This window comes from Alkalihalobacillus sp. MEB130 (assembly GCF_032335535.1).
GTDB lineage: Bacteria > Bacillota > Bacilli > Bacillales > Bacillaceae_D > Halalkalibacter.
Window position 1 is genome coordinate 351762 of record NZ_JAOANA010000001.1, and the last position, 26030, is coordinate 377791.

22 protein-coding genes are annotated in these 26030 nt (G+C 38.4%); 3 read left to right on the plus strand and 19 right to left on the minus strand.

The window, feature by feature from the left end; translation table 11 throughout:
• Positions 1-50: 50 nt before the first annotated feature.
• From N0O92_RS01690 to N0O92_RS01740, 11 genes are all read right to left on the minus strand, one after another.
• On the minus strand, positions 51-1472 hold the full coding sequence (locus tag N0O92_RS01690; RefSeq protein WP_315612870.1) for a dihydroorotase: 1422 nt from the start codon (positions 1470-1472) through the stop codon (positions 51-53).
• On the minus strand, positions 1472-2170 hold the full coding sequence (locus N0O92_RS01695; RefSeq protein ID WP_315612871.1) for a cysteine hydrolase family protein: 699 nt from the start codon (positions 2168-2170) through the stop codon (positions 1472-1474). Before N0O92_RS01695 ends, N0O92_RS01690 begins: the two co-directional genes overlap by 1 nt.
• Before the next feature lie 27 nt (positions 2171-2197).
• Positions 2198-3670, minus strand: a complete 1473-nt coding sequence (locus N0O92_RS01700; RefSeq protein ID WP_315612872.1) for an MFS transporter — start codon at positions 3668-3670, stop codon at positions 2198-2200.
• A 31-nt stretch (positions 3671-3701) separates the two neighbouring features.
• Positions 3702-4502 carry an IclR family transcriptional regulator gene (locus tag N0O92_RS01705; RefSeq protein ID WP_315612873.1) on the minus strand — a complete coding sequence of 267 codons (801 nt, stop codon included), beginning with the start codon at positions 4500-4502 and terminating at the stop codon, positions 3702-3704.
• 172 nt (positions 4503-4674) lie between these two features.
• Positions 4675-5436 (minus strand): transposase, encoded by a 762-nt coding sequence (locus N0O92_RS01710; protein ID WP_315612874.1) that lies wholly within the window; start codon positions 5434-5436, stop codon positions 4675-4677.
• Positions 5437-5715: 279 nt separating this feature from the next.
• A complete protein-coding gene (locus N0O92_RS01715) occupies positions 5716-6990 on the minus strand; it encodes a TRAP transporter large permease (RefSeq protein ID WP_315612875.1) in 1275 nt (424 codons plus the stop codon).
• Positions 6991-7006: 16 nt separating this feature from the next.
• Positions 7007-7486 (minus strand): TRAP transporter small permease, encoded by a 480-nt coding sequence (locus tag N0O92_RS01720; RefSeq protein WP_315612876.1) that lies wholly within the window; start codon positions 7484-7486, stop codon positions 7007-7009.
• 59 nt (positions 7487-7545) lie between these two features.
• Positions 7546-8616 (minus strand): TRAP transporter substrate-binding protein DctP, encoded by a 1071-nt coding sequence (gene dctP / locus N0O92_RS01725; RefSeq protein WP_315612877.1) that lies wholly within the window; start codon positions 8614-8616, stop codon positions 7546-7548.
• Between the two features lie 91 nt (positions 8617-8707).
• Complete coding sequence (locus N0O92_RS01730; protein WP_315612878.1) at positions 8708-9457, minus strand: response regulator transcription factor; 750 nt, start codon at positions 9455-9457, stop codon at positions 8708-8710.
• Positions 9458-9750: 293 nt separating this feature from the next.
• Positions 9751-11574, minus strand: coding sequence for a sensor histidine kinase (locus tag N0O92_RS01735; protein WP_315612879.1), 1824 nt, complete (start codon positions 11572-11574; stop codon positions 9751-9753).
• Between the two features lie 27 nt (positions 11575-11601).
• On the minus strand, positions 11602-12636 hold the full coding sequence (locus N0O92_RS01740; protein WP_315612880.1) for a TRAP transporter substrate-binding protein: 1035 nt from the start codon (positions 12634-12636) through the stop codon (positions 11602-11604).
• A 496-nt stretch (positions 12637-13132) separates the two neighbouring features.
• On the opposite strand from N0O92_RS01740, the gene N0O92_RS01745 reads away from it, so the two are divergent.
• Together N0O92_RS01745 and N0O92_RS01750 are read left to right on the plus strand one after the other, a co-directional pair.
• A complete protein-coding gene (locus N0O92_RS01745; protein ID WP_315612881.1) occupies positions 13133-14602 on the plus strand; it encodes a flagellin N-terminal helical domain-containing protein in 1470 nt (489 codons plus the stop codon).
• Positions 14603-14958: 356 nt separating this feature from the next.
• A complete protein-coding gene (locus tag N0O92_RS01750) occupies positions 14959-15333 on the plus strand; it encodes a PH domain-containing protein (RefSeq protein ID WP_315612882.1) in 375 nt (124 codons plus the stop codon).
• 163 nt (positions 15334-15496) lie between these two features.
• Here the strand turns inward: N0O92_RS01750 and N0O92_RS01755 are convergent, their stop codons facing one another.
• Complete coding sequence (locus N0O92_RS01755) at positions 15497-15763, minus strand: type II toxin-antitoxin system Phd/YefM family antitoxin (protein ID WP_315612883.1); 267 nt, start codon at positions 15761-15763, stop codon at positions 15497-15499.
• A 201-nt stretch (positions 15764-15964) separates the two neighbouring features.
• Here N0O92_RS01755 and N0O92_RS01760 point away from each other — a divergent pair, with 201 nt between their 5' ends.
• Positions 15965-16255 (plus strand): hypothetical protein, encoded by a 291-nt coding sequence (locus tag N0O92_RS01760; protein WP_315612884.1) that lies wholly within the window; start codon positions 15965-15967, stop codon positions 16253-16255.
• Positions 16256-17046: 791 nt separating this feature from the next.
• Here N0O92_RS01760 and iolG read toward each other — a convergent pair.
• The 7 genes from iolG to N0O92_RS01795 form a co-directional block, all read right to left on the minus strand.
• Positions 17047-18072, minus strand: a complete 1026-nt coding sequence (iolG, locus tag N0O92_RS01765; protein WP_315612885.1) for an inositol 2-dehydrogenase — start codon at positions 18070-18072, stop codon at positions 17047-17049.
• Positions 18073-18099: 27 nt separating this feature from the next.
• Positions 18100-18885 carry an HAD family hydrolase gene (locus N0O92_RS01770; protein WP_315612886.1) on the minus strand — a complete coding sequence of 262 codons (786 nt, stop codon included), beginning with the start codon at positions 18883-18885 and terminating at the stop codon, positions 18100-18102.
• Between the two features lie 21 nt (positions 18886-18906).
• A complete protein-coding gene (locus tag N0O92_RS01775) occupies positions 18907-19710 on the minus strand; it encodes an inositol monophosphatase family protein (protein ID WP_315612887.1) in 804 nt (267 codons plus the stop codon).
• Entirely contained in the window at positions 19697-20815 is a 1119-nt protein-coding gene (locus N0O92_RS01780; protein WP_315612888.1) for an ABC transporter ATP-binding protein, read from the minus strand. Before N0O92_RS01780 ends, N0O92_RS01775 begins: the two co-directional genes overlap by 14 nt.
• 2 nt (positions 20816-20817) lie before the next feature.
• Entirely contained in the window at positions 20818-22515 is a 1698-nt protein-coding gene (locus N0O92_RS01785) for an ABC transporter permease (protein WP_315612889.1), read from the minus strand.
• Between the two features lie 110 nt (positions 22516-22625).
• Positions 22626-23708 (minus strand): ABC transporter substrate-binding protein, encoded by a 1083-nt coding sequence (locus N0O92_RS01790; protein WP_315612890.1) that lies wholly within the window; start codon positions 23706-23708, stop codon positions 22626-22628.
• 124 nt (positions 23709-23832) lie between these two features.
• Entirely contained in the window at positions 23833-24837 is a 1005-nt protein-coding gene (locus tag N0O92_RS01795; protein WP_315612891.1) for a LacI family DNA-binding transcriptional regulator, read from the minus strand.
• Positions 24838-26030: the final 1193 nt, after the last annotated feature.

Here is a 26030-nt window from a genome sequence, read left to right on the forward strand (position 1 = left end):
GTGGTTTTCCTATCCATTTTCATCTTTTCTTTTTCTATTATTTTATTACTTTAAGAAAAAACAGTGGTTTCTTCTATAACTCTATGTTCCTTTGCTGGAGTTGCTTCTCTTCTTAAATATTTCCCTTTCCCTTTTGGTTCGATCGTTTTCCCATCGGCAGCGATAACCTCTCCTCTTCTGATTGTCATCACTGGCCATCCTCTTACTTCACGGCCTTCATAAATTGAGTAGTCGGAATTAATTGGGATCGTGTCCGGGTCAATCGTGACCATTTTATCTAAATCCACAATGACTAAATCTGCATCTGAACCTATATCAATCGTTCCCTTTTCCGGGAAGAGTCCATATGTTTTGGCTGTATTAGCAGATGTAATTTCTGCAATTTTCTCTAACGGCAATCCTCTATTGAAATGCCCTTCGCTTAGTACTAAAGGAAACATAAACTCAGCCCCACCAAATCCTAATTGGATTTGGTCAATCTGATTTCCTTTTTTAAACTTTTCGTCCCATGATACAGAAACATGATCCGTCCCAATAAAAGTTACGATCCCATCTTTAATACCATCCCATAACTGATCATTATCATGCTTATAGCGAATAGGCGGCTTAACAATTGCTCCTAAACCTTTCTTATTATCAACTGTCTCTGTTAAGTAATGCGGACACGTTTCAACATGAACTAACGTTGGATCAAACCAAGGCATTCCTTTTAAAGTATTAACACTCGTTCCTGCACTGCAGTGAACGATGCTAATCCTACTATTAAATTGCTTCGCTAAATATGAAACTCTTACAACATTCTCAGTTTCAACAATATCAGGATTGTATTTATCCCAAAAAACTAATTCGTTTCGATCCTCGATATGTTGATACTTCTTATAGTAGTGCCTTCCCATCTCTACATTTTCGCAATGAATTGCTAAAGTTAGATCAGGAGAGATATCATTCATTTCTTGAAAGATATCTAGCATTAATTCATCATCTATCGTTCGATCCGTTCCATATCTTTCTTTTTCCATTCCTTTATAACCCAAGAATAATTTAAAAGAAGTCGTTCCTAGTTTCTCCACATAGTCTCGCATTTCTTTGACATGCTTATCCAGTACAATCCCTAAGTGAAAGCAGAAATCGATTACACTTTCTTTTTCTGCGATCGCCAACTCTTCCGGTTGTTGTTCTAAGTAAGACCTCCCACTTCTAATAAAGTTAATAACGGTTGTAACACCACCTATGGCAGAAGATCTTGATGTAACATGGTAGTCTTGAGCTAACTCTCTATATAGACCATAGTGACTATGTCCATCTATTGCTCCAGGAAAGATATGTTTACCAGTAGCATCAATCATACTTGCCCCTGCGAAGTCCAAATTTTTTCCAAAGGCGACTATTTTTTCATCTTTGATTCCAATATCTACTTCCTTCACCCCTACATAAGGAATAACAACCTTGCCACCTCTAATTATCGTATCCATTACTGATCCCTCCCAGTAGTTATATAATCAAACACTTGATCTACAGATAGTAAATCAGAATATTTCATCCACATATCTAACAAACTAATTCTATGAGAAATTTCCATTCTATCAAAGACGCATTCATGTAAGATGCCGACTTTATAATTAAGGGATGCCGCATCGACCACGGCACTTCTTACGCAACCGGATGTAACCCCACCGCAGAAAATAAGAGTGTCCACTTGTAATTTAATTAAGTAGTTCACAAGCGGGGTCCCGACAAAAGCACTTGCGTAAGACTTATCTATGATAATATCACTAAGATGATTTTCTATTGCTGACACTATCTCTGTATAAGAATGTCCAGCTTCATAAATAGAACGATCACGTAAAGCTTTCTTTCCAGCAAAATTATCAAATTGTGTGTATTTTGCAATCTGACGAGTGAAAATAACAGGCAATTCCTTTTCACGAAACAGTTTAATGACAGGCAGTGTTTTCTCTAAAGCAGTCCAAGCCTTCTCGCCAACTCCAGTAGGAAATTGTTCAATTTGGTCAAGAATCGGCTTATTATCGCCTACGTAATTAGGCTGCGCATCAATCACGATTAAAGCTGGTCGTGACCCTAATCCTCTCGGTTTTCCGAATCCCCCTTTGCTAATAACTTGTTCATCATCTTCTAGCAACACATCTTTCCAGATCTCTTCAATATTCATGTTTATCCTCCATCTATGGTTTATCTTTTATAGCGCCTTTTGCTTGACGGTTTTTTTCTCTACTTCCACTTCAATATTTTCCTTTTGCCTACCCTTGCGTAGATAAGATGATATGATGGCCAATATTGTTATAAATAACATCACCCCAAAGGCAAGCTGAAAGCCTTGAGAAATTAAATGTAGCTCGTTACCTGAGACTTGAGCATTGGCCCCTGCATAGATTTCACTCTGTAAGTGACTTGGCAAATTAAATGTGACAAGCATAAGTGATAAGGCCGTACTTATGACCATTCCCATATTTTGCAGCATAGAACGTAAGCCATTTGCCATGCCTCTCTTTTTTCTATCAACAGTTAACATAATCGATTGTGTATTGGGGGTCATAAACATTCCTGAACCAAAACCTATAAGCAACTGTCCAATGAGCATATAGTATATTGAAGAGTTAGCGTCCGTATTAAAAACAAGAAGCAGCATCCCCAACGCAGAACAAAGTAATCCAGATGTCGAAAGTGCGAATATACTGAATTTCCCACTCAGAAAACCGATAATAGCTGATGCCAGAATAACCCCTCCCGTAATCGGAAGGACAAACAATCCAGCAACAAACGTATTTTCCTGATGAATCAATTGAAAATATAGAGCAATCAACAAAACGATGGATGAGCGAGCTAATGAATTTAAAAAAGTTGCTAGATTAGCCATTGAGTACTCCCAATTTTGAAACATAGAGAAATCAACAATAGGAAACTCCACTTTTCTCTCAACCCATATAAAACAAATACAACATACAAGGAATACCACAAATCCTCCAATAACAACTGAGTGTAACCACCCCGTCGTTCCGGCTTGTGAGAAAGCAATAATTAATCCTCCAAGGCCAAATAAGATAAATAAACTGCCTAAAAGATCAATTTTTTCCCCCTTCCCATTACTCGAGGTCTTTTTAATGACGAATAGCGCCCATAGAATACCAATAACTCCAATCGGGACATTAAACCAAAATAGCCATCTCCAATCAAGAACATAAGTTAGGTACCCTCCAATAACAGGACCTAGTAATTGGGCAACAGAGGAAACAAGAACATTGACTCCTAACGCTGTTCCTAAATTTTTTTTTGAGAATGCATCAGCTATCATAGGGGTTGTATTTGTTATAATAAGGGCTCCACTAGCTGCTTGTAATATTCGCAGAATGATTAGAAACCAAACATTAGGAGCGAAGCCACACAATAAACTGATAACTGTAAAGCTAACAAGACCAACTAAGTACAAATTCCGTCTTCCATATACATCAGATATCTTCCCAAAGACTAATATTAATACGGTATTAAATAACATATAGGAAAGTAATATCCAACTTGTCTCTGTTGGTCCAGATTGAAAATGTGTAGCTAACTCCGGGAGAGCAACATTTAATGTGCTCATATTTAGCATAACAAGTAATACTCCTAAACTTGTTACTAACAGCAACTGCCAAGGTTTCTGATTTTTATTCATAGATCATTATCTACTCCAATCTCTACCCCCCTTAATACAATTCCCACGTCTTCTCTTTAATTGAAGCAAAACTAGACAAATGATAATTTCCACCTAACTTTAAGGAAAGTAACTCAACTGCAGCAATTAGTTCCTCTACTAAGCATCCAACCTTTGACTTAAGTCGTTCGATTGGACCTGATAACGAGAGACCTGCAATGACTTTTCCTGTAGAGTCAAAGATGGGGGCTGATATAGAAGTTTTATCTATAACACGATCTCCAACTGTTACAATAAACCCTGTATCACGAATCTTCTTTAAGTCCTTTCTAAGTATTTCCTCTTGTTCAGAACTTAATTGTTCATTTATAATAGCTTGTTTAATTTCATTTTCAGGTAGAAATGCTAATAGTACTTTCCCAGCTGCTCCAAAACATAGAGAACTTCTTGCTCCTACCTTAATAGAACTTCGAATTTGGTGGGTACTTTCAACCTTTTCTATACATACCCTCTGGCCCATATCTAAAATATTTAAATGTACAGTTTCAGCTGTTTTCTTACTAAGCTCCATCATGATAGGATACGCAAGTTTACGTAAATCCAATTTATCAGCGTAAATGTTACCCAAATCATATAATTTATAACCTAGTTGATATTTCTGTGTCTCAGGGTCCTGCTCTATAAAATTCTTAGACTTTAATGTATTTAGTAATCTAAATACCGTACTCTTAGGTAACGAAAGTTTTGTTGTTATTTCTTTAATAGTTAAAGTTTGTTGTTCCATCGTAAAGCACCCTAAAATATCTAACGACCTTTCAACAGATTTAACAATATCTTTTTCTTCAGAACTCATTTTCTCCACCTCCTCAACCTTGGTTCCGTATCGCGGGACCGGTTCCATTAATTTATTTGTTATTTAGAAGATACCATCCACCTAAATCTTTATCAGTAGATCTGTAAGATTTAGTTACAGTATTTCTTCGGTGGGACGGGTGGGACGGGGGGACAGGTTCCTCGTCCCAACTTCAGGTGAGTCGTTGAATAACACTTTTGGACACACCAGTAACTCTCGATAATTGTCGGATCGATATACCATTGAGCTTTTTTAGTTCCCGCAGTATGTCATTTCGGCTTTCTCTATCTAGTTGTTGCAAAACACTACTGTTTGAAATCCCAAGTTCGCGCATATAACTCATGATTTCGCTATCAGAGATTCTGACTATGACTTTTTCATCTAAACATCGGTCATTAGTGATTTGCTGCATATGAGCTTTAAATCCTACCAAGGCTGTTTTTCTATTTGCTGAGAATTGATTAAGTGCGAGATCGACATCCACTATGGTCGCCTTTTGAGTATATTCTTGTATACTTGTCCAACTACTGTCGAAGACATCTGGGGAGAGGCCTGCCTTGAGGGGGTTTTGGTGGATATATCTAAGAACGGTAAGAAAATAGGCACGATCCTCTACATTCTCGCTTTTAAAGCGTTCCTGAAAAAGGTGCCCAAACCGGTCATATTTATTATTGTACCAGTAAACATAGCTTGAACTGATTCTCTTTAAAATCAAGGAAAGAGGCTCATCTCCCTCTCTCATTAAGAGATGAACATGATTGTTCATCAAACAGTAACCATAAAGTTGAAAATGACACCGTTCTTTGTATCGTTTTAATACTTCAAGAAACCTTCTTTTGTCTTCATCGTCCTCAAAGATCAGTTGTTTATTAATTCCTCTAAGCATAATGTGATAGATGCCACTTCTGCTTTTTGTCCTTGCTTTTCTTGGCATATTTGAATCACCTCAAGGTTGATGATTTTATTTGCATCTGGATAAAAGATAGGATGGAGTATTCGAAGTTTCTAGATATAGGGAGGCTAAATACCGTAAAGAGGGCATGAAATTCATGCTGCTCTACCTAGTGGGTTGTCAAGAAAGAAGATGACTATCAGAGGATGAGCTAAAAAATGAGAAGCTTAAAAATAATTTCGATTTTCTTAACGAAAAACCTTCTTGTTCATCGATTAATTTATTAGACGGTGGGACGAGGGACCTGTCCCCCCGTCCCTCCTACTTCAACAATTCCGGCAACCAAGTAGAGAGCGCTGGTATATAAGAGATAATTAAAATATCAATAACTAACACGAAAAGGAATGGAATAACGGCCTTTGATAACTTATTAAAGGTTAGATTCGATATCTGCGCAGCAACAAATAAATTAATCCCAACTGGTGGCGTGACCAATCCAATTGCTAAATTGACAACCATGATAATGCCAAAGTGAATAGGATCAATTCCAAGGTTGACCGCCACTGGAAGCAATAATGGTGTAAAAATAAGAATGGCTGCTGCTCCTTCTAGAAACATCCCTGCTATCAGTAAAATGAGATTCAGGATCAAAATGAAAATAATCGCATTTGTAATAATTCCAGATATGGAATCCATTATAATACCTGGAACCCCAGTGATACTTACAAAGAAGCTAAATAGCCCCGCCGTTCCAATGATAATCATGACAATCGCCGTTGTAACAGCTGAATCGATCAGTGTAGATACCAACTTTTTCATCGTAATCTCACGGTAAATCACAACTCCCACAAGAAGAGAGTACGCCACAGCCACTACAGCTGCTTCTGTTGGAGTGAAAATGCCTCCATAAATCCCTCCTAAAATAATAACTGGCATTAAAAGAGCTAGGATAGCTTGTTTGAACGAGATTAACACTTCTTTCGTTGTGCTTTTTTCAATTCCTATATACCCTCTCTTTTTACTTACAAAGTAAGCCATAACTAGCAAAGAGAAGGTAATGAGTAGTCCGGGCATAAATCCTGCGATGAACATATCACTTACAGAGACATTAGCCGATACCCCAAATAAAATAAGTGAGATACTTGGAGGAATAATAACACCCAATGCCCCCGAAACAGCTTGGTTTGCACTTGCAAATTCCCTACTGTACCCTTGTGCGACCATTGCAGGAATTAAGATGGCGCCGATAGCAGCTGTCGTTGCTGCTCCCGATCCAGAAATGGCAGCAAAAAACATAGAAGTTAAAATCGCAACCATTGCCAATCCCCCTGTCATATGACCTACTAAGGAACTAGCAAATGTAACCAAACGTTTGGACAATCCCCCAACTTGCATGAGATTTCCCGCTAGAATAAAAAATGGAATCGCCATTAAAGGAAACGAGTTAATGGAAATAAAGATCCTTTGTGCCACTGTCATTAATGGAATCGTATCATGCATCATAATTCCAATGGTCGTAGCCAATCCTAGCGCTACGGCTACTGGAACACTTAAAAATAAAAGAATAAAGAGCGAAAGGAAAAATAATGGTAGCAAACGAACCCCCTCTTTTCTATGTGAATTTCTTTATCATTAAATAGAGTGTATTTAAGATCAGCAAAGCTCCTCCTACTGGTAAAGAGAGGTATACCCAAAACATCGAGATGCCCGTACCTGGAGCAATTTGAACAGCCACTGACTGAGTGATTTGCCAACCGAAAAACATAAGCACTACATAAAAGACCAAGGAAATTAGGCTCACAATTAAAAAAATGATTTTCTTCCCTTTGTCACTTAAGTACTCTGGCAAGATTTCAACGGCAATTAACTCTCCCCGCTTTAGTGCATAGGCTGCACCTAAAAGAACAACCCACACCATGAGAAAGCGTGAAACTTCTTCTGACCAGGAAAGCGAAGATCCGATCACTTTACGTGCAAATACTTGCCAGCAAATAAAGATACTCATTAGTGATAACATCAACGCTAAAACGTAGCCTACCATTCGGTTGATAAAGTCAACTGCTCCTACGTATGTGTTAAACAGCATTCTCATTTTCTCAACTCCTTTTTTTGAAGGACAGTTGAGAAGATCTCAACTGTCCTTTCACCTCGTTAAGAGTTTCTAATACTATTGATCAATTCTTCTCCAAATTCAGGAGCAAATCTCTCATAAACCGGCTCCACTTTTTCTTTGAAGGATTCTACATCAATGTCTTCCGTCTCTGTGATCTCCATCCCTTTTTCCTTCAAGATTTCCGTTGCTTCCGCATCTAATTTTTCGAAACCTTCTCTAGCATGTTGAACTGAGTTATCTGCTGCTTCCAGGACGATTGCTTGTTGTTCCGGGGTCAAGGAATCAAACAGTGTCTCACTCATGAGTAATAAATAAGGTTGATAGATTTCTGGTAGTTTCGATACATAGTCTTGTACCTCGAAAAACTTCATCGTATAAATGGAATCTAATGGGTTTGATTGACTTTCAATAACTCCTTGCTGTAATCCCGTGTAAACTTCCGGCCATGCCATTGGAGTTGGATTTCCTCCGTAAGCTCTCCAAGTATCAATTTGAACCTCATTTTCTTGAACGCGATGTTTCATCCCAGCTACGTCGTCAACATGTTTAATTGGTCCTTCAGCACTTGATAAGTAACGATATCCAGCAGTCCAGAAGCTTAAAATTTTTACATTTGAGCTCTGCTCGAAGTTCGTTGCCAATTCTTCTCCAATTTCACTATCAAACACTTGATACGCATGCTCGTGATCTCTAAATAAGAATGGCAAGTCAAACATATTAAACTCTTTTGACCATGTGCCTAACGCACCACTTGATGTTGTTGCCATATCTAATGAATTAATCCCCATCATTTCAATAACTTCACGTTCTCCACCAAATGTATTGTTATAATGAAGGTTTAGAGACATCGCCCCACCGGAAAGCGCTTCCAATTCTTCTTTAAATTTTTGTACGCCAACATCTGCAAAGCTACCTTCACCTAAGCTTAGACTAATATCAAATGTAACCTCATCTACCGTTTGCTCATTTGTTGTTTCTTGAGGTGTGCTACTTTCATTTTCAGATTCCGTAGATTCTGGTGCGGAATTGGATGAAGAGCTACTACCACATGCAGCTAACATCATAATCATACTCAACATAAAAAGTGAAACTAGAAATAACTTTTTCATCATAACTTCTCCCCTTTTATAAAATTGTCAACAACTACTAACGCTGGTCCTGGTCAAAGATAAAGTTATCACCTCCCTCAAAGAATAAGCTTTATTTTTGACTTTCTGAAAGCAAATAAGACTTTCTATACGCAGATGGACTTTGGCTTGTGACTTTTTTAAATTTGTTACTAAAATGCGCGGTATCTGTATAACCAAGCCGATGACCGATTTCTGCTATCGGAAGAGACGTATGGCATAATAGTTTAATTGCTTCGTTCATACGTTGCGTTTGAACATAATCGGAAAAGTTCATGTTCATTTTCTGCTTAAACATCTGGCTAAGGTAGCTTGGATTTAAATGAACGTTCTCGGCAGCCTCATATAATGTAACCTCACCTGGCATCGATTCTTCAATATATTGAATGACTTTTTCAATGGTTGACATGTCTGATGGCATAAGCTTCGTTTTAGGCTTTTCTTCTATCCGCGGTCGTTTAGACAACCATTTTTCTAGACATAACGTCATATCTTCTAGGTCTACAGGTTTTAACAAGTAATCGATTGCACCATTTCTTAAGGCTGATTGAACATATGGAAAATCGTCATACCCACTTACAAATATAATGTCTAGATTCGCGTTCTTATTGCGAGTTTCTTGAACAAAAGAGATCCCCCCCATTACCGGCATCTTCACATCGGTCATAATTAAATCTACTGAATTCTCTTTTAGCCAATCAATCGCTTCTAACCCATTTTCACATTCGTGAACGGTTTTAAAGGGCAAGTTCGTTTTCTCAATAGTTTTTCTAATGGCTGTACGTACCCATCTTTCATCTTCAACTAATAGGATTGTATACATAGGAACCTCATTCTTTTTTAGGAATTGACGTTTTTACTGTTCACAAACCACGTCAGCAAGATTATCTCAATTGTGTTAGAAATACACAACATGATAACCGTTGACTTTTCAATTACTCAATTAATGAAAGTGTTTACATTTGTTATTGTAACCTCGTTAACTTATGAATCATTAGACATAATTTTTAGATTAATTTGTATATATTTTAGGTTTTGTTCGGGACTTACGTCTTAGCAAGCTAAAAAAATGAGGCTGTCTCAAAAGGTCCGTACTTAGACCTTTTGAGACAGCCTCTACTCATTATCTTCTAAAGATCGATTCAAAGGAAGTCGGATTTTCACCGTGGTTCCTTCTTGTTCTTTCCCTTCAATTTGTAATCCATAGTCTTCACCAAACAAGTAAACGATCCTTTTATGGACATTTATTAACCCAATATGCTTTCCTTCATGCGACATTTCATTGTTACTTAGATTCTCGTTTATTTTTTGAAGACTCTCCTCTGTCATCCCTACCCCAGTATCAGCAATTTCTATGATAAAAGAAGAGGAAGTGTCCAGTCTTGATGCAATCGATAGTTTTGCCTTTCCAGTGGATGGTTCAATTCCATGAATCATACTATTCTCAACTAAAGGTTGGAGACAAAACTTCACAATTGATTGTTCCAGTGCCCATTCATCTATATGAAACTGATAGTCTAAGCGATCACCAAAACGATACTTTTGAATACGCAAATAGACTTCACAAGCACGTACCTCCTCTTTCACAGGAACGAGAAAAGAACGATTTTTTAAATTGTAGCGGAGCAAACGTGCTAATGAGCCAGCCATATCTCCAATATCATCCATGTCTTGTTCAAGAGCCATTCCCCGTATTGTATCTAAAGAATTGTATAGGAAATGAGGGTTGATTTGTGACTGAAGGGCCTTCAGTTCGGTCTCCTTATGTCTTAAAGACATTTGTGTTTCATTTAGCCTAGAGATATAAATCTCATCTAATAATTGAGCTAACTTCGAAACCATAACATTAAAACCTTCTGTTAACTGACCTACTTCATCTCTAGACTCTACCTTTAATCTTGAAGAAAAGTCACCTTTTTCAATCCGTTGCATAAAGCTTTGCAGCTTACGTATCGGGCGAATGACACTCCTTGAGAGGGCCATCCCTAGTAAACTGGCAACAACAAGGGCAATAATAGAGGTGAAAAGAATGGTTCTCCCGATCTCTCTTATTCCTTTAGTCATTTCCTTATAAGGAGTTGAGATGACAAGCGTCCATCCTAAAAAAGAAGAGTGACTGTACGTAAGAAACTGTCTTTCTCCATTGTTAACAATCAAAGAACCTTGTCCATCTAATAAGCGTCCAGAATCCTCAACTTCCGCTTGCTGACCCAAACTTGCTAGATTTCGATGATAAAGATAATTTCCTTGAGAATCAAGAATGTACATGAAACCAGTTTGCCCGACCTGAACGCGTTCAGCTATTTCTTGAAATCGTTTATAATTAACATCCACAATAATCATGCCCGTTAGCTCTAACGTTTGTGGATTGGCTACCCGTCTGGCAATTGAAACAACAGGTTCCATCCGATTATGCCACGGTATATTTCGACTGAAAAGAATCGTTTCTCCTGTCAAAGGTACGGAAGAATACCACAATTCTTCCTCAAGATCTGCATTTGAAAAAGTACTTCCCATTAGATCAATGGTTTCCATTCCTTCTGAGACAATCGTTATATTATTAATATCTGCACGAAACCCTGCCGCATCTCTGAACAAGGCTCGGATCGATTTGGCAATCCCGCTTGCCTCCACTTCCTCCTTAGAACCCATTTCTAAAAAACGCAACACATCGGGCTGATGAATGACTTTTAACGTATCAAGCTTCAAATCCCTAACATAATACTCAACATGCTTCTGTACTTGCTCGATAATTTGACTATTATATTGTTCTACTTCTTTTTCTAGTATGTTTGCAGAATGCTTATAAGAAATAATCGCAACGGTACACATGGGAATCAGAATTAATAGAGCAAAATAAATACAGAGCTTGACCATAAGGGAAAAATCTCGTAAAAGAATAATGCGCACTATTGAATTGAGTTTTTCCTTCCATTTCATCTGCAGGTCCACCTTATCCATTTTTCGTTATTTCGCTCTTTCAACCCCTTCTAACACCTCTAGAAAGTGAAGTTGGTACTTTTCCATTACTGGTTTTGCCGCTTCTTTCCATGAGGAGGAATCAGTAACTTCCATAATCGTCACTCCATGTTCCTCTAATTTTTTTATAGCTTTCTTTTCACTTTCCTTCCAGATTTCTCGCTGATAAAGAGAAGATAGATGTGCAGCTTCTTTCAAAATCATCCGTTCTTCCTCTGTCAGTTTGTCCCAGGTTGTTTTACTCATAAGGAGAACATCAGGTGGTGTTTGATGGACATTGCTAATGTAGTTCGGGGCAACTTCATACGCCCGCGTGAAATAATAACTTGGCAAATTATTCTCAGCGCCATCAATCACGCCTTCTTGTAGTGCTTGATAGACGTCACCATATGGCAAAGGAACGGCCTCCGCACCAAAAGCTGTCATTAAGTCAATATTAATTTTATTTTGTGGAATCCGTATCTTTAATTCTTTTAAATCTTCCACTGTTTCTACTGGCTCCTTTGTAAAAAAGCTACGGCCACCAGCATCATAATACGTGAGTCCTACTAAACTCGATGTATGCAAACTTGTTAACAGCTCCGTTCCAGTCTCCCCGTCAAGAAACGCCCACATATGTTCACCTGATTCAAAAACGTACGGCAAGCTAAATACACCAAAATCACGATTAAATTCAGCAAGCGGGCTCGAGCTAACACGAGAAAAATCAAGCACCCCTAACTGAAGCTGCTCAATCGTTGAACGCTCATCCCCCAATTGACCTGATGGATACACATCTATTTTAATTCTTCCATTTGTTTGTTCATGAACCATTTCAGCGAACTTTCTATTCCCTAACGTAACGGGATAATCCTCTGTCTGGGATTCAGCTAATCTGAGAGTGTAACTCGGTCCAGTTGACTCTCTACTATTCACCGGTTGGGCGTTTACACCCTCGGTAGTCCCGCAAGCAGTTATAAGAGGTGCAGCAAAAACCAGAACCACAATAAATACATAGATCTCTTTTTTCCATCCTCTACTCATATACCCTCCACCCTTCAACTCCCTAATTATTCCAATATTCAGGAAATTAAGCACGTGTACTAACTCAACTTTAATAACATGACAAATTTTCATTTTTTCTTAACTGATTATTTAAATATAAGAAAAGGTTTTCATAATTATACCATCATTTCTATGAAAATTGTTTTGTGCTCAGCACAAAACAGGACTCCCTAGCTGTATGGGTCATAGGGACAGGTTCCTTGGGTCATAGGGACAGGTTCCTCGTCCCAGTTTCAGGTAAGTCGTTGAGTATTTCGGATGGTAATTCGGGTAGGAACAGCCACTAAAGCAATACAAGTTCGGGGGGGACAGGCACCATTAAAGCCCCCAATAAATAACTTATTTTACGCTGAACATTTAATTTTATAACTTAGTCAAACATGGAAAAAATTTTTAATCTTATAAGCCAATTCTCCTAAATTTCTAAAAAGACAAACCGATATATAAAAGAGTAGATATTATAGGCAGGTGCTTTATGAAAATAAACAATAATGTCGTGGCTTTGAACACATATCATCAGTTAAATAAAAATAATTTTAACACTGCAAAAAAACTAGAAAAATTATCTTCAGGTTTACGAATTAATCGCGCAGCTGATGACGCTGCAGGTTTAGCCATATCAGAAAAAATGAAGTCACAGATCCGAGGTTTAAAACAGGCAGATCGAAATATTCTAGATGGCATATCACTTATTCAGACAGCAGAGGGTGGCCTGAATTCCATTCAAGACAAGTTGCAAAGAATAAGAGAATTAGCTATACAGGCAGGAAACGACACGTTAACCGATTTTGATAAGCAACAAATCCAACTTGAGATTGATCAATTAAAAAAGGGAATTGATGAAACAGCATATAACACCGAGTTTAATGGGATTTTACCGCTTATCGAAGCACAAAGAATTGGAGAAGGGAGCTCGGGTGGGACAGGAAAAGCAGATATCATCTTTATTATTGATCGAACAGGAAGTATGGGTGGACCTATTAATAATGTGATTAACAACCTACAAGCTTTCACTCAAAGCTTAGCTAATCATAACATTCAAGCTCGTTACGGACTAGTCACTTATTCAGATATTAACTATATTGAAGAAGAACCTCCGTTAATAAAATATGATTTCACTGATAATGTTGAACTGTTTCAACAACAAATAAATAACATCAATTTATCTTGGGGTGGAGACTTACCAGAATCAGGCTTAGAAGCTATAATGGATCCTACTTATGGAGCGATGTCTTTTGATTTTTCCGAAGGTGCCTCAAAACAGTTTATTCTTATAACTGATGCCATAAATCATGATCTTGAAGGTACAGGTAGGTCCATTTATTCGACTTCCCAAGTAGCAGAGACACTCCAATTCTCAGGTGTCCATACTACAATTATTAGTGATACAGACCCATCCTCAGATGAATTCGCTCAACTTTCACAGTTATCTAGTCCGATTTCAGCTACCGATAGCACAAATCGATACTTTGATATCCGTAGTAATTTTAGTGAAAATCTGGAACAATTAGCTGATTACATCAGAGCTGATTCATCTTCTTCTGAACTTTTAGACTTGCCATTTGTTGTCATACAAACGGGGGCTAATAAGGGAAATCATCTCGAGATTCCTTTAGCAGATGTGCGATTAGAAGCATTAGGATTGGAACATCTAACAATTGAAGCCAATGTCGATGAAGCAATTGAATTAATTGATCAAGCTCTTCAACGGATTTCCTCTGAACGAGCTAAATTTGGAGCCTATCATAATAGACTCGAACACATTCACAGTAATGTTGCTAACTATACTGAAAATATAACCGCAGCAAATTCAAGAATTAGAGATGCCGATATGGCCTTAGAGATGACGGAGTTCACAAAACGAAACATTCTTAACCAATCAGCAACAGCTATGTTAGCCCAAGCAAATCAATTGCCACAAGGGATTCTTCAATTGTTACAGTAGAGGAGGAGGTCCCAAATATAGATGACACCCTTTAAACGCAACTAGAAATTTATTCGTCATAAGCAAAATAAGGGGACGTCGGACCTATCCCCATCGTCCCATTGAATCTGTGTGGATATCTACCTTTTTCAGCAAAAAATCGAGAAAACTCTTGTGCATAACTCAAAAAGGTGGATAACCCTCTGTATAAATAAGAGTTTATCCACTTTTTTGCTTATGAAGATGTATCTCCTTTATACTTAATGGTTTTTATTAATCCACAAACGAGATTGAATGCTCTGTCCCTCCGCCCCCAAGGACTCAGAAGTATGGTATTATTTTCAAAAAGGTTACTATTTTTTAGGAGGCGTATATTTATGGGATTTTTTGATGGAATTATGGGTAATGCGTCAGAAGTGAATGTGAATGAAGTAGAGAAAGAATTTAGCAAGGTGTTGTCTGCCAATGAAAAAATTGAAAAGGCTTATAAACTGATCCGTGATTTATTTATTTTTACAAATAAACGCTTAATATTAGTCGACAAACAAGGTGTTACAGGAAAGAAAGTTGAGATTCACTCCATCCCCTATAAAAACATCACCCACTTTAGTATTGAAACAGCTGGAAACTTTGATTTAGATGCGGAATTAAAAATTTGGGTCTCTGGAAGTTCAGCGCCTCTTCAAAAACAATTTAATAAAAGCTTAAATATCTATGAAGTTCAAAGTGTTTTAGCTGACTATGTTCTGTAATGACAAGGGACGTTCTTGCACTGTTTATGCTATCTACCCCTAACAAAAATCTAGTCTTGCTCCCTTTGTTAAAATCAGCTTTGGAAGCATGAGAACCAAAACGTCCCCATGCTTCTCCGGCTATTCAAAAATTTATACTATCTGTGTAAATTTAATTTTGTACTCATTTTCTACCATGCTTTTTCTTTAGGTCTTTAAAGACTTCTTCCCCATCTAAAAGTTCTTCTCCGTTTGTGATTTGCGTCTCCGCTTCAGCTAACTTTTGATATAATTCCAATTTTCCTAAAGATTTTTCGTACGTTCCCATACTCATCACAACTAAATCTCCATAGCCGTTTTTCGTAATAAAAATAGGTTCTTTTACTTTATGACACAATTCAGAGATCTCTGTTGTATTTCTCAAAACCTTTATTGGACGTATTTCAGGCAAATTAACATCTCCTTTTATCGACATTATTTTGACCTAATTACAGCATTATTGTGAACAATCAACAATTGAGTTAACTACTTATACTTCATATTTTGTAACGAGTTCCTAAAAATCGCCACGCTACAAAGCAGCAATTCTATATAACAGAAATGTGATGCTTGTTTATTAAACATCTATTATAATCATGGTAGAGGTGATAACGTGGATAAGCAAATTCTTGATTTACTTAAAGAAATGAGTAAAGAAATGAAAAGTATGAAATTGGATATGACTGATTTAAAATCAGAAATGAAAAATATGAAATCAGATGTTTATGATTTAAAATTAGACATGCATAATCGATTTGATACGATTGAAGCAAAACTCGAAGGTGTTGGCGGACAATTTGAATTAATGAATGAATCAAGGATTATTGACGTAGATTTTATCGCCGATAAAGTAAATAAAATGGAGAAAGAATTATATATTTTAAAAAATAAAAACAATAACTAGAGGAGTGCTATATGCACTCTTTTTTATGTCAGGAGCGGACAGATATCTATGTCCTGTACAGAGATACAAGTTCCTTGTACCTAATCCCTGAATCCACTCATGCTGAGGACTTTTGCAATAAAAATTTAAACCATGTGTCCTCTATAATCCATTGGTGCACACGCATTCTGATATTCCAATTCGTTTCCCGAAATCACTCTCCACCAAATTTTCAGGAATCATACCTCGCTTTTGTTTCCCGAAAACACGCTCCATCAAAATTTCAAGAATCATAACTCCCTTATGTTTCCCGAAAACACTCTCCATCAAGATTTCAGGAATCATATCTCACCTTTGCTTCCCGAAATCACTCTCCATCAAAATTTCAAGAATCATAACTCCCTTATGTTTCCCGAAATCACTCTCCACCAGATTTTCAGGAATCATATCTGGCTTTTGTTTCCCGAAAACACTCTCCATCAAGATTTCAGGAATCATATCTCACCTTTGCTTCCCGAAATCACTCTCCATCAAAATTTCAAGAATCATAACTCCCTTATGTTTCCCGAAATCACTCTCCATCAAAATTTCAGGAATCATATCTGGCTTTCGTTCCAGAAAACATACTCGATCGATAACGTCCCTGGTGCCCGACACCTCCTATTGTCTTGCGCTATCCACAAAAAGCTGACTGCACACACATGCAGTCAGCTTTTTCATAGACAATTTGAGGTAGAACGTATCGACAAAAATCGAGGAAGTTCGGGTGGTGACAGGCACCCCCAAAGGCACCCCCAAAAGGGCACCCCTACCTACCCAACCACCTCTTCCACCAACTCACTCACCACCACAGCTCGCTTTTCTTCCCATGATTTCCGTGCTGCATGTGCCAAAATCTCAGCTTGAAACCCATCTTCCCCCGTACACTCTACTTCTTTATTACCAAGAATGGCTTCTACAAAAGAGTTCAGCTCATCCACATACGCATCCTCATATCGATCAAGGAAGAAGTTTTTCGGCTTATCAAGTAGGACCGATTGGTCGGTACTAATTTCAACACTGGAAAGTCTTTCGTTATTAGCGGATACAGCCCCGTTATTGCCGAATACTTCGACACGTTGATCATATCCATAAACGGCTTTTCGACTGTTATCAATAACAGCAAGTGAGCCATCTTCAAATGTAAGTGTGATAATAGCGGTATCCACATCTCCACATTCCCCAATGACTGGGTCTACAAGATTGGCAGCTTTCACATAGACCTCCACTACATTCTTATTAGATAGATAGCGAATCATATCAAAGTCGTGAATCGTCATATCCATGAACATGCCGCCTGATCGTTGAATATAGGAAGCAGGTGGGGCTTCAGGATCTCTTGAAGTTACGCGAATGATATGCGGATCTCCAATCTGGCCCGCTCGAACGGTGTCAGAAACTTTACGGAAGTTCTTATCAAATCGACGGTTAAAACCTACTTGGAACTTCACATTTGCTTTTGCCACAGCTTGAAGAGCTCTTTTCGTTTCATCGATGCTAAAGCTAATCGGCTTTTCGCAGAAAATATGCTTACCCGCAGCTGCCGCTTCTACAATAATATCGACGTGCGTATCCGTCGGAGAACAGATCAGGACCGCATCAATTTCGGGATCTTTAATCAAATCCTTGTAGTCAGTCGTTAAATAAGCAACCTCTTTTTCTAAGCTGGATCCTTTCACTCCGTCCAAGAAAACATCTGAAATCGCTCTTAATTCCACTGAACTAGATTGTAAAATGTTCTTCGCATGTAGCTGACCGATCCGGCCCGCACCGATTATTCCTACTCGTAAACTTGACATATAACCCTCTCCTAATCTCTGAATAGTTTACTTGCCTAACCCCATTAATACATTTGCTAGAGAATGCTGCTCATGATGAACTGTGACATGATCAGCCTTTTCTTTCAGTTCCGGATGGGCATTCTCGACCGCAATTCCTCGATCTGCCTCATGTATCATCGATAAATCATTTAAGTTATCACCAATACAAATCGTATAGATGGTCGAATGATTTAAGTGGTTTTTCAAAAAACGAACCGCTTCGCCTTTTGAGCTACCCTTTGGCAAAATTTCTAAATAAGTAGCTTCAGAGTAGATTAAGTCAACTGGCACATTCCACTCCTCAATGGTAGTTTCCACGCTTCTCAATCTCTCACACTCTCCAATTAAGAGCACCTTGGTGATTGGCTTCTCAAAAACATCCTCATTGATTTCAACCGTCACTTTTTCTTTTGCTTCATATTCATAGATGTATTGGTTTTTCGTCGTTGTATATACCTTTTTATCTTGATAAAACAACATTCCTACCTCATCCTTAGCAAGCTCATTCACGTTCTGCATCACTTCGCTAGGGACATCCAAATGTTTTTCCATCAACGTTTCACCCGATAAAGGACAAACGACTTTCGCTCCGTTGTATAAAATCATCGGGATATCAATGTTCAACTCTTTTACAAACGTTTCAACGGCTTTTTCCATACGGCCTGTCGCTATGGTGAACAAGCCACCGTTTTCTTGAAACTCTTGAATTGCCTTTTTATTTTCGAGACTAATTTCTTGTTTCGAGTTTAGTAACGTTCCATCTAAGTCCGTAATAAATAAGTATCCCTTCATCTACTCCTCCCTCATTTCTCGCTATAAGCGTCCCAGTAATTGCTCATGGACTTGACCGTTTGTGGCGAGAATATTTCTTGTTGTGAGGTGGTAAGGGGATCCTGATAGATCGGATACCTTACCTCCAGCTTCTTTCACTAATAAATAACCAGCAGCGATATCCCACGCATTTAAATTGTATTCCCAAAAACCTTCTAATCTCCCTGTCGCTACGTACGCTAAATGCAAGGCAGCTGAGCCAAACGAGCGTAAATTGCTACAGACAGGCGCAATTTCATCGATCCCTTTTATCACGTTTGCTCGTGCCCCTTCTATATCAGACGGAAATCCCGTCGACAAGACACTGTGCTCCAATAGATGAATGTTGGAAATGTGGATACTTTCCCCGTTTAAAAAGGCGCCTTTCCCTTTTTCCGCAGAAAACATTTCATCTAAACTCGGATCATACACCACACCTAGAATGACTTCTTTTTTATGGACAAGAGCAATCGAAACAGAATATCCAGGTAACCCATGAACAAAATTCGTTGTGCCATCAATGGGATCGATTACCCAAATGTAATCATCTGACTCAAGAAGGATGGAGATATCCTCTTGATCCACGCCTTCTTCTCCGATTATTTTGTGAGCAGGATTGTATTCGTTAATCCGTTTCCTAATAAGCAACTCGGACTCCCGATCCACTTCTGTTACTAAGTCAAAAACAGATGACTTCTCTTCTACTTGAAATTGCCCTCCCACATAGTTCTTAATGAGTTCCCCTGCTTCTCTAGCTACACTAAGAGCTAGATCCTTATGATCCAATGCTACCTCACTCTTCCTCATAAGCCACATCCACCGGGAGAACGTTGATTGTATTTTCTTTAAGATCCAATGAAATGGAGTCTCCCTCTTGATAAATTCCGTTCACACTCTGATTGTAGTCTTCAAAGGTAATACGCTGATTTCCAATTTCCACTTCATACTCAACAAAGTTTCCAAAATAGATCGCTCTTCTAATGATCCCTTGATAGTAGCCAGTTTCGCTCACATACCAAAACTCAGGCCTCGATACTCCATGAACATTGCTTCCTTCGCTCCATTTATGACTATGGTCGTTAGCAATCTCGATCGTATAGCCTTCAAAGTCTAGGACGATTTTTTCATTGTTGATCTCTTTAACGGTTGCCTTTAAGAAATTGGCTTTCCCCATAAAGTTGGCAACAAATTGATTCACAGGCTTCGTGTAGATTTCAACTGGAGATCCGATTTGCTCAATTACCCCATTGTTCATAATGACAACCTTATCAGAAATCGCCATTGCCTCGGTTTGATCATGGGTTACATAGAGGCTCGTAATATTTAATCGTTGTTGCAATTTTCGTAACTCTTCACGCATATACACACGTAATTTGGCATCTAAGTTGGACAGGGGCTCATCAAATAACAATACTTTTGGTTCTGTTACAACTGCACGCGCAAGAGCGACCCTTTGTTGCTGTCCACCTGATAATTGAGATGGCTGACGATCACGGAATCTTTCTAAGTGCATCAGCTCCATCACACGATCGACACGTTCAATGACTTCCTTTTTAGGAACTCCCTTAATCTTCAACCCGTACGCGATGTTTTCATAGATTGTTAAATGCGGAAAGAGGGCATAGCTCTGAAAGACCATCGCGACGTCTCGTTTATTAGCGGGAACATTCGTCACATCTTCATCGCCGATATAAATGCTTCCACTTGACGGAATTTCAAATCCAGCCAACATTCGTAATGTTGTTGTCTTTCCACAACCGGACGGACCTAATAAGGTAACCAATTCCCCTGATTCAATGTTTAAATCAATATTATCGACCGCCACATGTTCATCAGAACCTGTATGGGCAGGGAAAATTTTCACTAGATTGCTCATCTTAACTGGTGAGGTTTTTAATTTAATCGTAGACATATTTACTTCCTCCTCTTTTGGTTTGGCCCTAGCTTATTAACAAATAGCTGAAGAATTCCTATGGCCGTTAAGATTATAAAAATTAGGATCATCACATACGCAGCTGCAGCACCCATTCGGCTTGATTCAATCTGAGAAAGAATGGAAACTGTCATTAAGTTCCAATGCACCGAAACTAAGAAGATAACCGCACTAATTTGTGTCATGGACTTAACGAATGAATAGACAAGCCCAGAGAATAGAGCTGAACGCATTAATGGCAAGGAAATTTTAAAGAAGGTTTGAAATCCATTTGCCCCTAAGTTAGTAGAAGCTTCTTCAATCGACGGATCAACCTGTCTTAAACTATTCGTTCCTGCTTCAATCCCTACCGTTATATTTCGAACAGTAAAGGCAATAATCAAGATAGCCGCTGTTCCCGTAAGTAAAAATGGAGATTGGTTGAACGCTAAAATGTATCCAATACCAATAACGGTTCCTGGTACCGCAAACGATAACATCGTTGATACTTCCAATACCTTTTTCCCGATAAATTGCTTCCGGATAATAAGGTAGGCAATCACCATCCCTAATATAGCTGTGATAGGAGTAGAAACGGTTGCTAGAATTAACGAGTTCTTAATCGAGTTAAATCCTAGTGTTAACACGTATCTAAAATTATCTAATGTTAACGTATGATCCACACCCCACACTTTTACGAAAGAACCAAATGCAACAGATCCGTAGAATAATAGAATCGTTCCTGTAGCAAGGATACATAAGCCAAATAGCGGATACACAATGTATTTCTCATGTATTTTAATCGATGCCTGGCTCGGTTTCCCCGTAACCGTGACATACGACTTTTTGCTAATCCAGTATTTCTGAACAAGGAATGCCGTAAGAGACGGAAGAAGCAAGGCAAGCGCTAGAAAGGCACCTGTATTTAAGTTATACATTCCTGTTATTTGTAAGTAAGCCTGAACGGCTAATGTTTCGTACTCTCCTGCGATAATCATCGGATTTCCGAAATCTTCAATCGACTTAATAAAGACGAGCAACAATGAACTAAAAATACCTGGCAATGCTAATGGAAACGTAATTGTCCGAAACACTTTCCACCTTGAAGCCCCCATGTTAAGAGCTGCGTCTTCCAAGGCTGGATCAATTGATTCTAATACCCCTCGTAAACTAAGATAAGCAATCGGGAAAAACGCTAGAGTCTGAATGAAAACCAAGCTACTTAACCCGTAAATATTTGAGTTCGTTAATCCAAAGATTCCATTTGAAATCGCTCCATTTCGACCGAATAATAAAATCATTGATAGAGCAATAACAAAAGGAGGAGAAATAATCGGAAGTAACGCGATTAAATGAAAGAATTTCTTTCCCTTCATTTCCGTTCTCGTTATCGCAAAGGCAAAGAGAAACCCAACAGCTGTACCTAATACGGCAGAGAAAATTCCTAAGCGAACACTATTCCACATCGTTTGCAAAAAGAATTGATTCGTCACCATCTCGAAGAAATGAGAGAAACTAAACCCTTCTTGACCAGTTACGGCAACCTTTAGTACTTGGTAGAGAGGATAAACAGCAAAGATAATGAAGAAGGCAAAAATCGAAAGGATAATCATTAATAAAAATGGCTGTTTTAAAAGCTGTTTCGTTTTGCTTGGTTGTTTGTTTAGTTTCTTTTGTGGTTCATATGACAATTCTGCCATAGCAAGTTCCTACCTCCTCTCACAAAAGAAGGAGCTAGATTCCTTCTTTTGTGATGTGAATTTTCATTTACATGTTCTTCTTGAAATGAACCACTTACGGATTCTTTTTCTTACTGCGCGGCACTTTGATTTCTAATTTCGTTTTCAAACTTATTAATCAATTCTTCACGGCTCTCTCCAGCCCAAACAGCGTCGTATTCAATCACATCAAGCTCTGTTAAAGGAGTAGCCCCTTCTGGAACAATTGCTTCTGGGTTAATTGGAAGACGGTAATGTCCACCCTTATCATATAAATCTTGCGCTTCCTTGCTTACAGACCATTCGATAAATTTCTTCGCATTTTCCACTTCATCAGCTGGGCCACCTTTAATTATCCCAACAGCCCCTACTTCATACCCTGTTCCATCTTCAGGGAACGATAGTGTAATAGGATAGCCTTCTTTCATAGGTGCTAAAATATCATGAGCAAAGGCAATCCCTACACCCACTTCTCCAAGACCTGCATTATTAGCAGGAGCCGATCCTGATTGAGTATATTGACGAATGTTTCCATCCAATTGTTTTAAGTAATCGATTGCATCTTCTTCTCCCATCAGTTGAACAAGAGTCGCTAATACCGTATACGACGTTCCAGATGATGCAGGATGAGCCACACTTACATTATCAGCAAACTCAGGTTTTAATAAGTCAGCCCAACTTGTTGGTGGATCAATTCCTTCTCTTTCCAACCAATCAGAGTTCGATGCAAACCCTAATGCCCCAACATAGATCGGAGTCCAGTTCCACTCACTATCAGAGAATTCCTCTGGAAGAATATCTGAATTACTCGGCTCAAACGGCTCAAGCAATCCACTATTCGCTGCCGCAATTAACGTATCAGATGGTCCACCGTACCAAACGGAAGCTTGAGGATTATTTCCTTCTGCTTGAATTCTTGCTAAAATTTGACCAGCTGACAGTCGAACAAAATTCACTTTAATTCCTGTTTCTTTTTCAAATTCACTAACATAAGCCAAAACTTCTTGCTCCGGGAAAGCGGTATAAATCGTTAAGCTATCAGATTGTTTCGTTTCTGTCTCTGCACCCGTACTATTTGAATCCGTTGGTTCTGAACTTGAACTTGATCCACAAGCAGCCAATAACATACTTAAAATAATTCCCATCATAACCATACCTAGCTTTTTAGTCCTCATCTGCAATATCCCCCTTTAATTTGGTAAGCGTTTACATTTTAAGCCTATATCTATAGCAAAAACCCTGCGATACCTACTCGATTGGAAGCACCTCCTTCAATGATCTATTCACAGGGTTATATACTCAAACTAATGATTTACAGGATCGTCTTACAACTAAACTTGTTGCCAAAATTTCTGAATCAGGTCTCTCATTTTTCTCATTTAGCATATCTAATAATAGCAAGGCGGCCTTTCTCCCCATATCTTGACACGGTTGCGCTACGGTCGTTAATTGCACCCAGTGAAGGTTCGCTAATTCAAGATTATCAAACCCAACAATACTAATCTGCTCAGGTACCTTTATCCCGTTTCGCTCCATCCACTCCATCGCTCCAATGGCCAACTGGTCATTCCCTGCAAAAACAGCGGTGAGATCAGGGTTCATTTCTAGCAACTGTTCCATTGCTCTTGCCCCGTCTTCCATGCCTTTCCCTTCTGCTATAGCCACATGGTACGGAGGAGCGATCCCCTTTTGTTCTTGTGAATCTTTAAATCCCATATACCTTTCAAGACCTGTAAAAGAGTATTCAGGCATTCGGATAAACCCAATATTCGTATGACCGAGCGAATGAAGATAATTCATCGCCTGGCAAGCACCCTTATAATGATCCACATCCACAAACGGAATGTTTAACTCAGCTGGCGGCCGACGTCTTAAAAACACGACCGGTATTTCAATTTGTTGAAACCATTTGATCATATCGTCATCAACAAAATCCGGTGTCACAATTAACCCATCCATCTTCCTAGCTAACGAATTAAAAAGAAAGTTCTTTTCCTTCTCAGGGTTTCTCCCTGTGTTTCCATAGATGATCTGATACCCTACCTCTGATAATACTTCCTCGACATCATGAGCAATTGCGGAGAAATAGAGATCTGTAATATCAGGAACCATCAAACCAATGGTGTACGTTTTCTTTTGGATCATACTTCTAGCCAACGCATTAGGTGTATAGTTCAAACGTTTAATTGTTTCTAAGATTTCTTGTTTCGTATCGTAATTAATATCTGGATGATTATTAATCGCACGCGAAACAGTAGAAACCGAAACGCCTAATTCCTTTGCAATATTTTTTATCGTTACCATAAACGAATTCCTCTCCTGTTATTCCGGTAACGTTACCGGTCCGACCGGAAACGTTACCGAGAACGTTTCCAGGATTGTGTAAAAAAATAATTATCGTCGTTCTCCTTTTCCGGTAACGTTACCGGAAAGAGGTAAAGGCAAGTAATAAACCGGTTTCAAAAAAAAAGGTTAATAAAAACTTTGATAATCTACTATACAGTTGCTGAGTAAAAAATATGCATGATAAATATTAAATAATCTTTTATTTGGATTAACTTGAGATGTATAAGGTGAGTTTTACTAAGGTGAAGGGTTGTTGATGGAATATTGTATTTCTCATAGAAGTAGTTTGATAGGTACACTTTATCATAGATGCAAGTTTTAGAAAAGAGTTATTTTCAAATATTGCAAAAAATCTAACAATAAGTCGTCTTTTTTAATTACGATCGAAGTTCAGGTATCATATCTCACTTTTGTTTCTCAAAAACTCTCTCCCTCAGAGTCTCAGGAAGCTTAACCCACTTTGTTTCCCGAAAAACACTCTCCATCAGCATTTCAGGAATCATACGCCACTTTTGTTTCCCGAAATCACTCTCGATCAGAATTTCAGGAATCATAACCCACTTTTGTTTCCCGAAAACACACTCCACCAAAATTTCAGGAATCATAACCCACTTTTGTTTCCCGAAAACACACTCCACCAAAATTTCAGGAATCATAACCCACTTTTGTTTCCCGAAAACTCTCTCTACCAAAATTTCAGGAATCACACCCCACTTTTGTTTCCCGAAAACTCACTCCACCAAAATTTCAGGAATCATATCTCGCCTTTGTTTCCCGAAAAAAAGCTCCATCAGAATTTCAGGAATCATATCTCCCCTTTACTTCCCGAAATCACTCTCCTTCAAAATTTCAGGAATCATATCCCCTTATGTTTCCCGAAAACACTTTCCATCAAAATTTCAGGAATCATAATTCCCTTATGTTTCCCGAAAACACTCTCCTTCAAAATTTCAGGAATCATATTACCCTAATGTTTCTCGAAAACTCACTCCACCAAAGTTTTGGGAATCATAACTATAAATGCTAATTTAATAATGTACAGATATGATTACATAAGAATGTACAGTTTGCTGGTGTACATGCATACTTAAGTCTGAGGTGGAGAAGATGCATGTACAGTTGAACTTAACGACATCTATAGAAGTCAAAAG

What these genes read in the sequence shown, in the direction of transcription:
- N0O92_RS01795 (WP_315612891.1), bottom strand. Translation starts at nt 24,837, where the DNA reads ATGGTAACGATAAAAAATATTGCAAAGGAATTAGGCGTTTCGGTTTCT.
- N0O92_RS01790 (WP_315612890.1), bottom strand. Translation starts at nt 23,708, where the DNA reads ATGAGGACTAAAAAGCTAGGTATGGTTATGATGGGAATTATTTTAAGT.
- N0O92_RS01700 (WP_315612872.1), bottom strand. Translation starts at nt 3,670, where the DNA reads ATGAATAAAAATCAGAAACCTTGGCAGTTGCTGTTAGTAACAAGTTTA.
- N0O92_RS01750 (WP_315612882.1), top strand. Translation starts at nt 14,959, where the DNA reads ATGGGATTTTTTGATGGAATTATGGGTAATGCGTCAGAAGTGAATGTG.
- N0O92_RS01695 (WP_315612871.1), bottom strand. Translation starts at nt 2,170, where the DNA reads ATGAATATTGAAGAGATCTGGAAAGATGTGTTGCTAGAAGATGATGAA.
- N0O92_RS01710 (WP_315612874.1), bottom strand. Translation starts at nt 5,436, where the DNA reads ATGCCAAGAAAAGCAAGGACAAAAAGCAGAAGTGGCATCTATCACATT.
- N0O92_RS01740 (WP_315612880.1), bottom strand. Translation starts at nt 12,636, where the DNA reads ATGAGTAGAGGATGGAAAAAAGAGATCTATGTATTTATTGTGGTTCTG.
- dctP (WP_315612877.1), bottom strand. Translation starts at nt 8,616, where the DNA reads ATGAAAAAGTTATTTCTAGTTTCACTTTTTATGTTGAGTATGATTATG.
- N0O92_RS01775 (WP_315612887.1), bottom strand. Translation starts at nt 19,710, where the DNA reads ATGAGGAAGAGTGAGGTAGCATTGGATCATAAGGATCTAGCTCTTAGT.
- N0O92_RS01785 (WP_315612889.1), bottom strand. Translation starts at nt 22,515, where the DNA reads ATGGCAGAATTGTCATATGAACCACAAAAGAAACTAAACAAACAACCA.
- N0O92_RS01690 (WP_315612870.1), bottom strand. Translation starts at nt 1,472, where the DNA reads ATGGATACGATAATTAGAGGTGGCAAGGTTGTTATTCCTTATGTAGGG.
- N0O92_RS01705 (WP_315612873.1), bottom strand. Translation starts at nt 4,502, where the DNA reads ATGAGTTCTGAAGAAAAAGATATTGTTAAATCTGTTGAAAGGTCGTTA.
- N0O92_RS01745 (WP_315612881.1), top strand. Translation starts at nt 13,133, where the DNA reads ATGAAAATAAACAATAATGTCGTGGCTTTGAACACATATCATCAGTTA.
- N0O92_RS01770 (WP_315612886.1), bottom strand. Translation starts at nt 18,885, where the DNA reads ATGAAGGGATACTTATTTATTACGGACTTAGATGGAACGTTACTAAAC.
- iolG (WP_315612885.1), bottom strand. Translation starts at nt 18,072, where the DNA reads ATGTCAAGTTTACGAGTAGGAATAATCGGTGCGGGCCGGATCGGTCAG.
- N0O92_RS01730 (WP_315612878.1), bottom strand. Translation starts at nt 9,457, where the DNA reads ATGTATACAATCCTATTAGTTGAAGATGAAAGATGGGTACGTACAGCC.
- N0O92_RS01720 (WP_315612876.1), bottom strand. Translation starts at nt 7,486, where the DNA reads ATGAGAATGCTGTTTAACACATACGTAGGAGCAGTTGACTTTATCAAC.
- N0O92_RS01780 (WP_315612888.1), bottom strand. Translation starts at nt 20,815, where the DNA reads ATGTCTACGATTAAATTAAAAACCTCACCAGTTAAGATGAGCAATCTA.
- N0O92_RS01735 (WP_315612879.1), bottom strand. Translation starts at nt 11,574, where the DNA reads ATGAAATGGAAGGAAAAACTCAATTCAATAGTGCGCATTATTCTTTTA.